The organism is Sporosarcina sp. Y1009 (assembly GCF_057669865.1).
Genome location: NZ_JBYHFO010000007.1, coordinates 68,615 through 82,288, shown reverse-complemented (window position 1 = coordinate 82,288; position 13,674 = coordinate 68,615). Strand labels below are relative to the sequence as shown.

Sequence of the window (13,674 nt, the reverse complement as noted above, 5' to 3'; positions counted from 1 at the left end):
GATATAAATGGCGAACAAAGTAAAATCACCATTCCGTGATAAATTCACGAAAAAAGAATATGAAAAAGGCGATTCCTACTCTCACAAAGACGAGAAAAGGGTCGCCTTTTTAGTTGAAAAAGGATATTTGGAAAAGGCAACGAAAAAAGCCGAAAAGTAGGCGATACAAATGAATACAGCAACTATTCTCGAATTAGTAAAAGCGCGAATCGGTATTCGAGCGACAGCAAGGGATGCATATCTCGAAGCGATTATTAAAGGCGTAGTCAAAGAATTAGAGGATGACCAAGGGTTGGTGTTGGATGAAACAAATCCACACCATCTCATGTTCATTGTCGACTACTCCACATGGCGTTACCAGAGCGTTACAGACACTCAAACGAAGGTAGTCGGTAAACCTATCAATATGCCCCGACATCTGCAATGGCGATTACACAATCTCGTTGTAGGCGGTGTTAAAAATGGGGACGTTTGATGATGAAATACAATTGATTAGTTTAGTAGAGACTGTGGACGACGACGGATTTCCAAACACTGAAGAAGGTCCACAACCTCCTATTTTAGCTAATCGATTAAGCATTAGATCGAATGAATTTTGGAGTGCTAAACAGGAAGGCGTAGCACTTACTTATATGTTTGAAGTCCATTCAATTGAATACGGTGGCGAGGAAAAATTATTATATGAAGAAAAAGAACACAAAGTGGAGCGAACTTACAATAAAGGCGATTTAACTGAATTGGTTTGCAGTCGAAAGGCTGATGACCATGCAACTTGATTTCGAGGGAATCGATGAGCTAATTGCCGAAATCGAAAGAATTGAAGGCGTAACAGAAGAGTTAAAGGATGTAGCGTTGATATCTGGTGCTGATGTGCTGCTTACAAATATGATTGCGAATGTCTATTCAATGGGACTGAACATAAGAAGCGGCGAAGCTAGAGAATCATTAACGCGAACTGATCCGGTTAATGGCGAAATATTTGTTGGTACAGAAGGCGGTAAAAAAGTGCCGGGCTATTATCTCTATATGCACGAATTCGGCTACTACAACGTGCGTTCGAAGCGTTTCATGGCTCCCAAGCCGTTCGCTAGCATTACCTATGAAAATAGTAAAAACGAGATACTAGATGCCTATGTGGACGTATTTAGAAAGGGGATGGGAATGTCGTGAGTTTAGATAGCGGAACATATTTAAAAATAATTGGATTTAACAACGATTCAAATGACGATAACATACAAAAAACAGAGTCAGCAATAGCAATTAACAATGTTCCTAAAATTAATCTAAACAAGCTAATCATGGATACTCTCAAACCTCTTGGTGTCCCTGTGGCATCCATGCGTTATAACAATACCGCTGATACCTATATCGTTTTTCTAACGTATAACGAAGCACCCAGAATGAATGCAGACAATGTGGAGATAATCACGAAGTATTTCATTCAAGTGGATGTTTTTTCAAGCGGCAATTTTATCAATCTAGTAGAACAGGTTGAAAGCAGATTAAAGGCCGCAGGATTCGGTCGAATGTTCGCTAGCGAAACTTATGACGATGACATGAAAAAATTTAGAAAAATTATGAGATTTAACTATGAAACTACAATTGAGGTGAAATAAAAATGGAATTAGACATGCAAAAAGTAGCGGAATACATTTACCCAAAGCTTATTGAACAAGGTGTCACAATCACGGTTGAAAATATCGGTGTTATTCTTGATTTGGAATTTCAATATATGCAAGAAAATGGATTTGTCGAAACATTAGAGAATTAAATGAATGATGAAATAAAAAACTACAATCAACTAGGAGGCTATTAAATGGCTATTAAAGGATTAGATAATTTAGTATACGCAATTATTACAGAAGAAAACGACACAGAAACGGTCTACGGAGAAGTTAAAAGATTAGGTCCAGCAATGGCACTTAATATTCAGCCCTCGGTAAACCGTGCGAATTTACGCGCAGATAATAAAGTATTATTCTCGGATTCCGCAAAAGGACCGACGGCCGTAACCCTTAATACAGCATATTTAGAAAAACAAGTTGAAGCCGATATTCTTGGTAAAACAATTCATGCCAACGGAATTATCTCTGACAATGCGGATGATGCAGCTCCATATATCGCAATTGGTGGTAAAGCAGAAAGCGGACGTGGTGGGGAAGAGTATTTCTGGATTTACCGCGTGAAATTTGCTCCTGCAGAAGAAAATAAAGAAACGAAACAGGAAACTCCATCTTATCAAACGCCGAATTTAACTGGCGAAGCAATTCCGCGTCTTCATGATGGTGAAGAAAAAGCAAAAGCATGGGAGAACGATCCTGACATTGTGGATAAAGAAATCTTTGAACAATGGTTTGATTCGGTAGTTGATAAAGACTACCTGCCGACACCCTAACGTGCCCCTCGGAATTGGGGCGGCGGTAATTGGTAGAAATTTTATTGTAAGTTAAAAAAAGACGGGGAGGAAATGCTATGCAAATTGAACTACTTATAGATGGTGAGAAGAAAATATTTAACGCTCCGATTACACCAATGTTGGCGCGCAGGAAGTTTTTAGAAGTGCGAGCGGCGGCGGAAGAAAGAGAAGAAGATGCGACTACTCGGGAATTATTAGCCGAAGAGGATGCAGTTCATGCGATTCTCACGTCCGTCGTTTTTGGAAATCAGTTCACTGCTGAACAACTGCTCGAAGGTACGGAAAAGTGGTATTTTGATGAAAAACTAAACGAAGCAATTTGGGGAACCAAGCCTAAGAAGAAAACGGAAGATGACGAGGGAAACGAGCCGGGGAAGTAATAGAACCGGTGACATTCACCGAAATGTATGCTTCCATGAAAAGTTTATATAAAACAATGATGTTTCCTAAAAGTGTGAACGCTCCAAGATATTCAATGAATGAAATTGATTCACTTGATGTCCACTTCTTCTACGAGATTGTGGAACACGAAGAAGTAGATGCTCCGAAGAAAGAAGAAGAATATTACCTATCCGAACGTTGGTAAATAGGAGGTCATCCAAATCTCGTAACCATGCGTAAAATGGTGCAAACCGGTTCAGCCACGTCCGTTAATCGTGGCTTTTTATTTTGATTAAAATGGAACTATTTTGATTAGTTGTGGTATAATCAGAAAACAGGCTAGGGATGTACACCCGAAAGGAAGTTACCCAACTTCTTGCCTGTTAAAAATAAAATGGGGCGACTTGGGAGGTCATGAAAATGAGTAAGAAGATTGAATTACAAAATGGTATGTTTGCAATTGTGGATGACGAGGATTATGAGCGTTGTATGGAGTTTAATTGGTGTGCGAGCATTGTTAACGAATCAAGCTTGGTTGTTAATAGAAATGAAAACACATCGGAAAAACAAGGAAGAGTTTCGCTACAACAATTTATTTTGTCTGTAAAAACGGACAGAAAACACGCCATAACTTTTAACGATGGGAACAGGTTAAATTTTAAAAAGGACAATTTACGAATTGCTAAAAGAAGTGAAATTAATCAATCTAGAGGAGGCTCTAGGAATTGCTCGTCAATATATAAAGGCGTTTCACTCAATAAAAAATCCCAGAAATGGTTTTCCCAAATAAGGGTAGATGGTAAGTTGAAATATCTTGGACAATTCGCATCCGAGTGGGAAGCGGCTGAAGTGTACAATCGTGCCGCCAAAACCTACTTCGGAGAGCATTCTTTCCAGAACGAAAGAGACAAGGATAGCAGTGTAGAAACTATAACAAAAGATACGGGATGGCAACAGCGTGTCGAAGGGCCGAAGTCTAGGGGAACTTATTTTGATAAAGGAAGAGGAAAGTGGTGCGCAAGGATTGGTAGTCAAGGGAAACTCAAACACATTGGAAGATTCCAAACCGAACTAGAAGCCGCTAAAGCCTACGATGAAAAAGCAATCGAATTACATGGTGATAAAGCGATATTAAACTTCCCGAAAAAAACACCTCAAGACAAAATTAAAAGGAAGTTAAGATATGGATGAAAAGATTGTGCTTAATGTTAAAGAGCTTTCAAAACTTTTAGATGTTTCAATCGTAACTATCTACACTATGGTTAGGCTAGAGGAAATCCCTGCTGTAAAAATTAGAGGGAAGATTTTATTCCATAGAGATTCTATTGAAAAGTGGATTACTGAAGGTGGCTCAATCAAACAAGTACCAGTAAAAAATGACGAATCTTTTGATGAATCCTATCCGACACGTGAAATGCAAGCGCTAAAGAAAATCGCTTCAAATTACGGAATGAGCGTGGACGAACTTGTGAAAAGGGTGCTGAAGTAAATTATTCCAAATAAGTGGACTTCCTACCGCTAGCGAAGACAAAATAAAAATATCAAAAAACACTCACTATCATTGGTGGGTGCTTTTTTATGCGAAAAATGAGAGGTGATCAGATATGCGAGCGAGCAAATTACATTCTTATGTGACTGGTACAGACTATCATCCAGGCGGTATTTTCATGGCAGGCGTAAAAGAGGAATCGGACGAGTCGCAAGAAGAAACACGAATAGAAATACCAAATCTGAATATTGATTTAAAGTTGGTGAAGATAAATGGCGAGTAAAGATATTGGTAGTTTAAAGACCAGACTTTCCTTTGAGCAAGAAGGTAATCAAGCAGGTTTAGCGGGATTCAAGCAAGACTTGAAAGGCTTACGCTCCGAAATGAATCTAGCTAAATCGGGCGGTCGTGACTACTCTAATAGTTTGAAAGGCATGCGTGAACAGTCGGATATATTGTCGAGAACATTTAAGACTCAACAGGAACGAGTAAAAGAGCTCAAACACAGGTATGACGAGTCTGTAAAAGTCAAAGGCGAGGATGATAAAGCTACAAAGGATTTAGCGTCGCAATACAACAATGCTACTGCTCAAATGAATCGTACTGAAGGTCAACTACAACGCTTAGATGACGAAATGAAAGCTTTGACCGAGGAAATCAGAAGACAGCAAGATCCGTGGACTATATTAGGCGAGAACATGACTAAATCTGGCGATAAGATGCAGAAGTTCGGCAAGGGTATGACTGACTTTGGTAAGTCGTATTCGATGCGAGTAACTGCTCCTATTGTGGCGGGTGGTGTGGCTATATTTAAGGCTGCATCGGATTATGAATCTGCTTTTGCGGGTGTTAGAAAAACTGTAGATATGACTGAAGTTGAATTCGCTACATTGTCTGACAGCATTCGAGATATGGCGAAAGAAATTCCTGCGTCGGCGGAAGAAATATCGGCAATTGCGGAAGCGGCTGGTCAACTTGGTATTAAAAATGAAGCGCTTGTAGGGTTTACGCGAACGATGGCAGACCTCGGTGTTGCAACAACCATGTCGAGTGCTGATGCGGCGACAGCATTGGCAAGGTTGGCAAACATCACTGGCATGAATCAGCAAGATTTCGACAGATTAGGCTCATCGGTAGTTCATCTAGGTAATAACTTTGCTGCAACTGAAGAAGAAATTGTGGAGATGGGTCTTCGTTTAGCGGGTGCCGGGGATCAAATCGGCATGAGTGAAGCTGACATACTCGGATTATCAGCAGCCCTCACATCGGTTGGAATTAAGGCCGAGATGGGTGGCTCTGCAATGTCTAGAGTTATGGTCAATATGCAAATGGCTACGTCTGTCGGATTCACGAAAGTAGAAGAGCTTTCTCGGAAAACAGGAATGTCTTTACGAGATATGCAACTACTAGCGTCGAACAATAGTAAAGATTTCAAAGGGCTTGCAGACTCACTAGGAATGACATCCGGAGAAATGACTAACCTTATCAAAGCCGGTGTCGATTTAGGGAACTTCTCCAATATTGCCGGAATGACAAGCACTGAATTTAAGAAAGCGTTTGAAGTAGATGCAGTCGGCGCTTTAGGTAAATTTATTGAAGGACTAGGAAACGCTGAAGAAGCCGGAGATTCTGCGATAAACATGTTGTCAGAAATGGGCATCACAGAAATTCGATTGCGTGATAGTTTATTACGCGCAGGAAACGCAAGTGAATTATTCTCTGATGCAATAGACGTATCAAATACAGCATGGAAAGAAAATACGGCACTTACTGAAGAAGCTGAAGAACGTTATAAGACAACGGCTTCTCAGTTGAAAGTATTGTGGAATCAGATTAAAGATATAGGTATCACATTAGGACAAGCGCTAATTCCCGCTGTTATGGATACATTGAAAGCGGCAGAACCATTGATTAAAAAAATCGAAGAAGGTGCACAAGCCTTTAGCGATATGGACGAAGAACAACAACGAGTTATATTAAAGGCAATTGCATTAGCGGCGGCGATTGGTCCCGTAGCTATTGGACTTGGAGCTATGTCTACAGGTATCGGTAGCGTTTTGAAAATCGGTGGCCGCTTATCTACAGCATTAGGCACAAAAAGTGGTGCCGGAATTATAGGGCGAATAGGTCTGATGGGACTAGGACCGACTCCGGTTGGCTTAGCGGTTCTCGGTGTAGGTGCTTTAGCGGTCGGCGTATACGCATTAACTCAAAGAACTGACGAAAGCGCACAAAAGGCGTTGGAAGCGGTAGAAGCTCGAAAGAAAGAGCTTGAAGCGAATGAAGAATTAATTGCTAGTTTTGAAGTATTGCAGAATAAAAATAAGCTATCCACAGATGAAGTGTTGCGTTATATGGACATTATGAGCGAGTTAGAAGATGCTAAGTCCGAAGAAACGATTGGAAGATTAACAAGAGAACAAGAAAAACTGCAAGAAAAGTCCGGTCTCACGAATGAAGAAATGGAAGAATTTCTAAGGCTAAACGGCGAACTTGTGGAAAACGCACCTGCTGCCGCACAAGCGATTAGCGACCAGGGTAATGCTTATGTAGATGTACTCGAAATCGTGAAAGAATTAAGCGTAGCGGAACGTGAATTATATAATGATCGATTACGGGAATCACTTTATGAAGAATCGCAGAAACAAACGAAAGAGTTAGAAAAACATAAAGCCTTAACCGAAGAAATAACCGCTAAAGAAGCAGAACAAACCGAAGAATATGCTAAACGTCGGGAAACTAGCGCTAAGTTGTTGGAACAGAATGTTATTGTTAGGGACCTAGAAAAAGAAATTCTCGGTGCTACAGGTGAAGCAAGGGTAGAATTAGAGCGTAAATTAAGACTTGAAGAGGAAATTCAACGGGAATTAGACGCTCAACTATTCCAACACGACAAAGAACTCGACAGACTTAAAAACCAAATTGCAGACAGGAAAACAAAACTTGAACTATCAGGCAAAGAACTGGAAGCGTTTGAAGCATTAACCGATGAATATGCCCAGGCTTTACTTTTAGAGCAAGGAATCGTTGCAGAAAAGGGTAGAGCAGTTGAAAAGGTGCAAGAAGAGCAAACTGCAATCAATGAATCTCGACGAGCGTTGGAAAGAAGAAATAAGGAACTCGAACTCGGTCCCGGAATCTATGAAGAAGAACTTTCAAAAATTGACGAACAGCAAACCAAACTTGATGGTGTCAAAACGAAATTAAAAGAAGCTAATGAGTTGGCTGGTATGAAGATTTATAAAGATGTTGATTTAAGCATAAACCCGTCAATCGCCACACTCAACAGAAACTTAGGTGCTCCAGTATCTAAAACTGTAAACGTAAAGGCTAGTGGTGAAGCGAGTAGATTAGCTACTTATGCAACAGGTACAGACTATCATCCAGGCGGTTTAGCGTTAGTCGGTGAAGAAGGACCAGAATTAGCAAGACTCGGTAGTAGGTGGGACATGCTCGGTTTTGGTGTCAAAGATTTACCACGAGGAACACAAGTATTCACGCATGATGAAACAAAAGATATTCTTAGGTCGATGAATCGTCTTCCACAATATGCGAGCGGTGTTAGTCCATCGGGCGAAGCTAATAGAATTGTGGACAGCATGAATAATCAACCGCAACAATTAACAGGCGAAGCGGTGATTTATACGACTGTTATTAATCAAGTTGATGGTCGAGAGTTTAGTAGGCATACGTATCGCCATGTTACAGAATTTCAAAATAACGAGAAGAAAGTGAGGGAGAAATTTGCGCAAGTCACTAACCTTTAATGGCATAAAGAAACCATGGCTATATTTATTGGAAGGGCGGCAAAAGTCGCCTTTTTCTCCCGTCAAAAACAATCTAGTATTCGTACCTGGTATGGATGGTGCTTATGTGGGTTCAAAGGAAATCGAACCCTTATACATCACTCAGCCGATTGGATTTATCGCTAGGGATGATGCACACGCATTAGAATTACAGGACGAATTAGCTGAATGGTTGAAAACAGATACAGCATCCATATTGGAATTTGATGATGAAATAGGCAGAACTTATTATGCTGAAATCGAAGGAACGATTGGTGACTTTAGGAAGTTTAATAATCAATATAGTGGGACGGTTACATTTTTGTGTGCGGATCCCTACTCTTATGGTCCCGAAATTCCTAAGTCATTCCATCCACTTGACCACGCAGTAATAAACAATAATGGAACGGCTGAAACCGAACCGATATTCGAATTAACAGTTAAAGAACCGACAACTTTTGCAATGTTAACGAATAACTATGACGAATACATGATGATTGGACGACCTTATGACGTTGACGGTGGAACGCCATATGAGAAGTATGAACGCATTCTAAGTGCTACGGGTGCAAACATGACAGGTTGGAATAATGCAAGCACAGGCGAGGTTGATGGAGCGGTCACGGGGCAAATGACGACACAAAATGGGCGATTCCAGGCGTCAAACTACGGAACGGGAACGGGTTGGCATGGTCCCGCAATTAAGAGGTCATTTACACCATTGAAAGACTTTCGGCTTGAAACCGAAATTGATTTCGGGAATCTAAACGCCGAAATGGTTGGACGTGTGGAAGTATATCTACTAGATGTTAACGGCAATCAAATTGCGAAACTAGCATTTAAAGATACGCAAGTGTGGCAGTCAGACTCTATACATGAAGCACGTATTGGTAACAATGAAGATAACCATTTCTTTTATAAACCGTTTGATTGGAGCCTATTGTTTTGGGATAATTTTAAAGGAATTATGCGGATTGAACGTGAGAACAACGTGTGGAGTTCATATGTTTCTCATATTACGCCAAACGGCATTCATTATTCCCAACGCATCGGAAAACCGATTGATATGGGAGAAAGGCATTCTGCAAACGTTGCACAAGTAGTCGTTCACGTTGCTCAATTTGGTGAGTATACAACGCAAAACATGGGAATAAGAACCGTCTCTATGGATAGAATCAATCACGAACCAGAGGGCATCCCGTATATCGCACACACGGGTGACGTTATCACATTTGACCACAAAGATGATTTAGCGTATATAAACGGATCGCCAGTGCCTACGGATTTCGGCGCTGACTTTTTTACGTTAAAAAAAGGATTGAATCAAATCATTGTACATCCGCCAAATACATTCGACACAAGCGTTAAACATCGTGATAAATATTCATAAGGAGGTTTTTCAATGTCTAAAAAAGAGATATTAAAGAATAGATTTTCAACTGGCAAAAAACCTACGGGTGCAGATTTTGCTAGTTTGATAGATGAAGCAGCAGATGCTAAAGAAATAGCTGAACAGATACTTGATGGAAGTTTTAATGAAGGTGTTTTAAATACCGAAATCGAACGAAGATTGGACGAAAAAGAAGCGGAATATGCACCAGAATTAACAAGAGTTAGTAAACAGTTGGCGGAAATTGCGACGGTAATTAATAAAAATATCGCGTCAACAGATGACACCTCTATCATAAACGACACTATTGCAAATGGCGGAAATTTTTTATTGAACGGGGATTTCATCGTTAGTTCCCCAATTCGTCTAAAAGATAATACGACAATTAATTTTACGAAAGACTCAAAAGTCAATTTAAAAGATGGTGCAAATTGCTACGTATTTATGAATGACGATATGGTAAACGGCAACAAAAACATCACAGTTCAACACTTTGAAATGTACGGCAATGGAGATAATCAAATACGTAATTACACAGGTGGTGCAATTACAGGCTACTTCGGATTTGGGATGTTCTTTTATAAGGTGGATAACTTAAAAGTGTTGGACGGGTATATTGACAAAACAAATGCTTGGGCGATTGCGCATTTTTCATGTGTAAACTTTCAATTTGAACGTCTAAAGTTTAATCAAAGACCGTTAGCGAGTCAAAATGGCGATGGTGTGACGGGAACATCTTCGAAAGGCACTATAAGGGACTTGTCCGGATATGTATCCGATGACATGGTGGCTATGTCAACATCGGGCGGTACTTTGCAAGGATATAGTACAGGTATGCCCGACACAGAAATCAAAGATGTTGTCATTGAGAATATATTTTTAGATAAAGGAGAAATATCTTCACATATTGCTGTGGGAATATATTCGAACAATGATTTACCGATAACCAACGTGACCGTTAACAACATAAAAGGATATGCACAGTATTACCTTGTGCGTATATTAAATTATTGGCCGACATTAGGAAAAGGTATTTTTAACGGAATTAAATTTAGTGATATGGAAAGATATAACGATGTGGACAGTCTAAACTATCCAGTAGTCCTCGTTAAGGATGGTATATACGATACGTTGTCTATTAAGGGTATCAAAAATGATAGTGCGCCTACTCAGTTTGGCGACCTTATATCGATAGACGGTGAAGCGGTTATCGGGAATTTGATACTCGACGATATAATGCACCATAATAACCATCCGACTGTAAATTCGGGGGTAGTTAATATTATAAGTGGGACGGCAGACGTTAAAAATATCTTTGCTAGTAACTGTAAAACATCTACAAATATCGGTAATAATTTAGGTTACGTAATACGGAAATCCGGTAACAATCCTTATTTAACGAAAATTTACGGAACTAATTTAAAAGGTGTAAATACAGAAATACTCCCATTTAATTTAACGTCGAACGTGTCAGCAAATGCCCCCGGTTGTCGTAGTGATATTACTAAATTGGTGGGTCAAAATGGTGATGCTATAACTAGTGATATCGGTACAATGCACAGGACGTTTTCTTATGGCGTATGGGATTATGTAAATCAACCAGTTACTTTGCTTGCGGACTGGGTAAATTTTGATACATCGATTTATTATCCCGTATCGGCTTATAGGGTTAGTTCGAGCGTGGAATTACAAGGCGCAATAAAATTAGGATTAACAGCCGTAGGCACAAAAATTGCAACAGTGCCTTTAAGTTTAGCTCCCAAAAAGAGAATAATAATTCCGGCGGTTACAAAGACAGGTACGGGAATAATAGAGATACGACCAGATGGCGGTATTTATATTATTGGTGCACTTCCAGACAATGAGTTTTTGACGTTAAATAATATAACGTATTCATTGATATCATAACGGGATAAGTCGCCTTAGGAACAAACTGTTGAGTAAGGAAAAGTTAAATAGTTAACCAAGGAACGTCCAAATCGGGCGTTCTTTTTATTTTACAAAAAAGGCGGTGAATCAATGAGAAAACGCAAAGCATCCATCCACATTACAGACGGCAAAACAGGCAACGTGCTTGGTCGGATATCAGCAAAAGATATCATTTGGAATGAGCATGATAAATCGTTAACGGATAACTTGGAGACATTCGATTTTATTACGCATGGAGATAAACTCTATTCGGAGCATTTAGGTAAAGCGAACAACGTAATAATTCCCGATGAAGACAACGGTTATATCGAATTGCGAATAGTCGATGCGATTAAAATACGCGATGAAAAACCATTTCGCATTGAAGTTTTTACTTATGCGACTTATCTTGACTTGACGACGTCCAAAGTAATTAACCCTGGTAAAACAGCAGCATTAACCGTTGAGCAACATACTAATTTGTCACTATCAGGGACTGGATGGCAAGCGGGAGAAATTAACTTTAGCGGTGTACGATCAATCGAATTTGAAGAGTATACAAATCCACTAGTTTACTTAAAACGCATCGCCCGAGAGTTTGAATTAGAGTTAAATTTTCGTATTGAAACGGATGGTAGTAGGGTTACTGGTCGATATGTGGATTTAATACCGCGAATCGGACAATGGCGTGGTCGTGTAATCGAATTTAAAAAAGATTTAATCAGTATCCACAGACGAGAACAAACTGGCGACATTATCACAGCCTTAATCGGACTAGGACCAAGACGTGAAGACGGCACTCGCTTAGAGGTGTTTGTGGAGGACATGGAAGCAAAGTCTTTGTGGGGCAAGTATGGTGAGAATAACGTCGCTACTTATGAGCCAACAACCGAAGATGAGGACATGACAGAAGAGCGATTAACACAGTTGGTACGTGCTCAGCTTAACAAGATTAAAAATGCGGTTATGAGTTACGAAGCATATATTGCAGATTTGGAAAACGTGCCAGGCTTGGAAAATAAAAAAATTCGATTTGGAGATACAATCCGAATTAAAGAATTGTATTTTAATCCACCTTTATATCTTGAAGCACGTATCCACAGGCAGGGACGCGATATTGTGGATGACTCGAAAAAGTATGTAGAGTTAGGCGACTATGTAGAGTACACAGAAGACGAAGCGAAGGCAGCGCGCAATAAAATGGATGATGAGATTAAACGGCGTATCATCGAAGCAGAACGACGCAATCGTCTTTATACAGATGGATTTGCAGAGCCTAAGATTCCGATATTAACGATACCGCCACCAAATCCCAAGCCGATGCAAAAGTATATTGACGGTTCGAAAAGTCCTAACATTATGATGTTTTGGGATGGTTTTAGATGGAGAAAATCAAGCGCAACTGAAGCATTTGAAATCGGAGCGGAAACACCTTTAGGCGCAAAAATTAAAATTGACGATGCTTTGATGCCCGTTAATCAAAGTATATCAGAATTCGAAGGTGATATTAAACAGCTGATAATAGATTTAGAATCCGCAGAAACAGCAATAGAAAAAACGAAGGGCGACTTAATCGATGCTGGGCAAAGAATTGAAGATGCTCAAGAGTTGATAGATGCGGTTACGGGTACAAAGGACGGAATAACCGTACTGCAAGGGACGCTCGTGACAAATAACATCATCGCTGAAAACGCAATCATCACTGGTACATTTACGGGTTCCAGTGCGATATTTGAAAGTATACAGATTAACGATGCCACGATCATTGATGCGACAATTGAAAACGCCATAATATCGGGAACCTTACAAGGGGCAACAGGGACATTTGCGGGGAGTGTTATCGCAGGGACGACTAACCGCATCGAAATGGTAAACGGCAGCTTGCGATTTGTGGAGAATGGCTCGATTAAACACACGTTAAGCCCTAACAGATATTTGCCTTCGTTTTATATGGGCGAAGTGCGTAACTCCACAGGATACACGTCTAACGACAATTTAAAAGAGGGCGTCCGAACGCACGGAAAAATATACACAGAAACATTTAGAATGACTTTGCCTATATCTCAACAGGGCGATGCCGTACCGTTTAACGATATGGCGCTATCGGTATCGGGATTTACCGATATGAATATAGTGGCGGGTGTTTTTGCAAATAGTAGTGCTGCAGAATTCACTGCAAACGTGATTGATTATAAGTTTTTAAACGGTTCATTATCAACTGTTAGTTTACGAGTTATCGCCACAAAAACGACTACATCAACTATTCCTGTAGTGGTAAGCGTGTTAATCATTGGGGGTACTTAAT

Annotated in this window: 15 protein-coding genes; all 15 read left to right on the top strand. The window is 40.1% G+C overall.

The window, feature by feature from the left end; translation table 11 throughout:
- The first annotated feature begins 7 nt into the window (after window positions 1–7).
- The 15 genes from AC25Y1_RS10590 to AC25Y1_RS10520 all read left to right on the top strand — a co-directional run bounded on the left by AC25Y1_RS10590 (window position 8) and on the right by AC25Y1_RS10520 (window position 13,673).
- On the top strand, window positions 8–160 hold the full coding sequence (locus AC25Y1_RS10590) for a hypothetical protein (RefSeq protein ID WP_488147951.1): 153 nt from the start codon (window positions 8–10) through the stop codon (window positions 158–160).
- A 9-nt stretch (window positions 161–169) separates the two neighbouring features.
- A complete protein-coding gene (locus AC25Y1_RS10585) occupies window positions 170–475 on the top strand; it encodes a hypothetical protein (RefSeq protein ID WP_488147950.1) in 306 nt (101 codons plus the stop codon).
- Window positions 462–776: a hypothetical protein gene (locus tag AC25Y1_RS10580; protein WP_488147949.1), complete on the top strand. Its 315-nt coding sequence runs from the start codon at window positions 462–464 to the stop codon at window positions 774–776. Before AC25Y1_RS10585 ends, AC25Y1_RS10580 begins: the two co-directional genes overlap by 14 nt.
- Window positions 760–1,170: an HK97-gp10 family putative phage morphogenesis protein gene (locus AC25Y1_RS10575; RefSeq protein WP_488147948.1), complete on the top strand. Its 411-nt coding sequence runs from the start codon at window positions 760–762 to the stop codon at window positions 1,168–1,170. The genes AC25Y1_RS10580 and AC25Y1_RS10575 overlap by 17 nt, the downstream gene beginning before the upstream one ends.
- Window positions 1,167–1,616, top strand: coding sequence for a hypothetical protein (locus AC25Y1_RS10570; RefSeq protein ID WP_488147947.1), 450 nt, complete (start codon window positions 1,167–1,169; stop codon window positions 1,614–1,616). The genes AC25Y1_RS10575 and AC25Y1_RS10570 overlap by 4 nt, the downstream gene beginning before the upstream one ends.
- 2 nt (window positions 1,617–1,618) lie before the next feature.
- Complete coding sequence (locus AC25Y1_RS10565; RefSeq protein WP_488147946.1) at window positions 1,619–1,771, top strand: hypothetical protein; 153 nt, start codon at window positions 1,619–1,621, stop codon at window positions 1,769–1,771.
- A 45-nt stretch (window positions 1,772–1,816) separates the two neighbouring features.
- Entirely contained in the window at window positions 1,817–2,395 is a 579-nt protein-coding gene (locus tag AC25Y1_RS10560; protein WP_488147945.1) for a major tail protein, read from the top strand.
- Between the two features lie 77 nt (window positions 2,396–2,472).
- Window positions 2,473–2,796 (top strand): phage tail assembly chaperone G, encoded by a 324-nt coding sequence (gene gpG / locus AC25Y1_RS10555; RefSeq protein ID WP_488147944.1) that lies wholly within the window; start codon window positions 2,473–2,475, stop codon window positions 2,794–2,796.
- Window positions 2,797–3,211: 415 nt separating this feature from the next.
- A complete protein-coding gene (locus AC25Y1_RS10550) occupies window positions 3,212–3,988 on the top strand; it encodes an AP2/ERF family transcription factor (RefSeq protein ID WP_488147943.1) in 777 nt (258 codons plus the stop codon).
- Window positions 3,981–4,286 carry a helix-turn-helix domain-containing protein gene (locus AC25Y1_RS10545; protein WP_488147942.1) on the top strand — a complete coding sequence of 102 codons (306 nt, stop codon included), beginning with the start codon at window positions 3,981–3,983 and terminating at the stop codon, window positions 4,284–4,286. Before AC25Y1_RS10550 ends, AC25Y1_RS10545 begins: the two co-directional genes overlap by 8 nt.
- A gap of 115 nt (window positions 4,287–4,401) precedes the next feature.
- Window positions 4,402–4,569, top strand: a complete 168-nt coding sequence (locus AC25Y1_RS10540; protein WP_488147941.1) for a hypothetical protein — start codon at window positions 4,402–4,404, stop codon at window positions 4,567–4,569.
- Window positions 4,559–8,053 (top strand): phage tail tape measure protein, encoded by a 3,495-nt coding sequence (locus tag AC25Y1_RS10535; RefSeq protein WP_488147940.1) that lies wholly within the window; start codon window positions 4,559–4,561, stop codon window positions 8,051–8,053. The genes AC25Y1_RS10540 and AC25Y1_RS10535 overlap by 11 nt, the downstream gene beginning before the upstream one ends.
- Window positions 8,031–9,461, top strand: a complete 1,431-nt coding sequence (locus tag AC25Y1_RS10530; RefSeq protein ID WP_488147939.1) for a distal tail protein Dit — start codon at window positions 8,031–8,033, stop codon at window positions 9,459–9,461. Before AC25Y1_RS10535 ends, AC25Y1_RS10530 begins: the two co-directional genes overlap by 23 nt.
- Before the next feature lie 12 nt (window positions 9,462–9,473).
- Window positions 9,474–11,369 (top strand): hypothetical protein, encoded by a 1,896-nt coding sequence (locus AC25Y1_RS10525; RefSeq protein WP_488147938.1) that lies wholly within the window; start codon window positions 9,474–9,476, stop codon window positions 11,367–11,369.
- Window positions 11,370–11,480: 111 nt separating this feature from the next.
- Window positions 11,481–13,673 carry a phage tail spike protein gene (locus AC25Y1_RS10520; RefSeq protein ID WP_488147937.1) on the top strand — a complete coding sequence of 731 codons (2,193 nt, stop codon included), beginning with the start codon at window positions 11,481–11,483 and terminating at the stop codon, window positions 13,671–13,673.
- Window position 13,674: the final 1 nt, after the last annotated feature.

Bases quoted from the DNA above. Each gene is read 5' to 3' on its own strand.
- AC25Y1_RS10590 (WP_488147951.1), top strand. From the start codon at position 8: ATGGCGAACAAAGTAAAATCACCATTCCGTGATAAATTCACGAAAAAA.
- AC25Y1_RS10585 (WP_488147950.1), top strand. From the start codon at position 170: ATGAATACAGCAACTATTCTCGAATTAGTAAAAGCGCGAATCGGTATT.
- AC25Y1_RS10580 (WP_488147949.1), top strand. From the start codon at position 462: ATGGGGACGTTTGATGATGAAATACAATTGATTAGTTTAGTAGAGACT.
- AC25Y1_RS10575 (WP_488147948.1), top strand. From the start codon at position 760: ATGACCATGCAACTTGATTTCGAGGGAATCGATGAGCTAATTGCCGAA.
- AC25Y1_RS10565 (WP_488147946.1), top strand. From the start codon at position 1,619: ATGGAATTAGACATGCAAAAAGTAGCGGAATACATTTACCCAAAGCTT.
- AC25Y1_RS10560 (WP_488147945.1), top strand. From the start codon at position 1,817: ATGGCTATTAAAGGATTAGATAATTTAGTATACGCAATTATTACAGAA.
- gpG (WP_488147944.1), top strand. From the start codon at position 2,473: ATGCAAATTGAACTACTTATAGATGGTGAGAAGAAAATATTTAACGCT.
- AC25Y1_RS10550 (WP_488147943.1), top strand. From the start codon at position 3,212: ATGAAAATGAGTAAGAAGATTGAATTACAAAATGGTATGTTTGCAATT.
- AC25Y1_RS10545 (WP_488147942.1), top strand. From the start codon at position 3,981: ATGGATGAAAAGATTGTGCTTAATGTTAAAGAGCTTTCAAAACTTTTA.
- AC25Y1_RS10540 (WP_488147941.1), top strand. From the start codon at position 4,402: ATGCGAGCGAGCAAATTACATTCTTATGTGACTGGTACAGACTATCAT.
- AC25Y1_RS10535 (WP_488147940.1), top strand. From the start codon at position 4,559: ATGGCGAGTAAAGATATTGGTAGTTTAAAGACCAGACTTTCCTTTGAG.
- AC25Y1_RS10525 (WP_488147938.1), top strand. From the start codon at position 9,474: ATGTCTAAAAAAGAGATATTAAAGAATAGATTTTCAACTGGCAAAAAA.
- AC25Y1_RS10520 (WP_488147937.1), top strand. From the start codon at position 11,481: ATGAGAAAACGCAAAGCATCCATCCACATTACAGACGGCAAAACAGGC.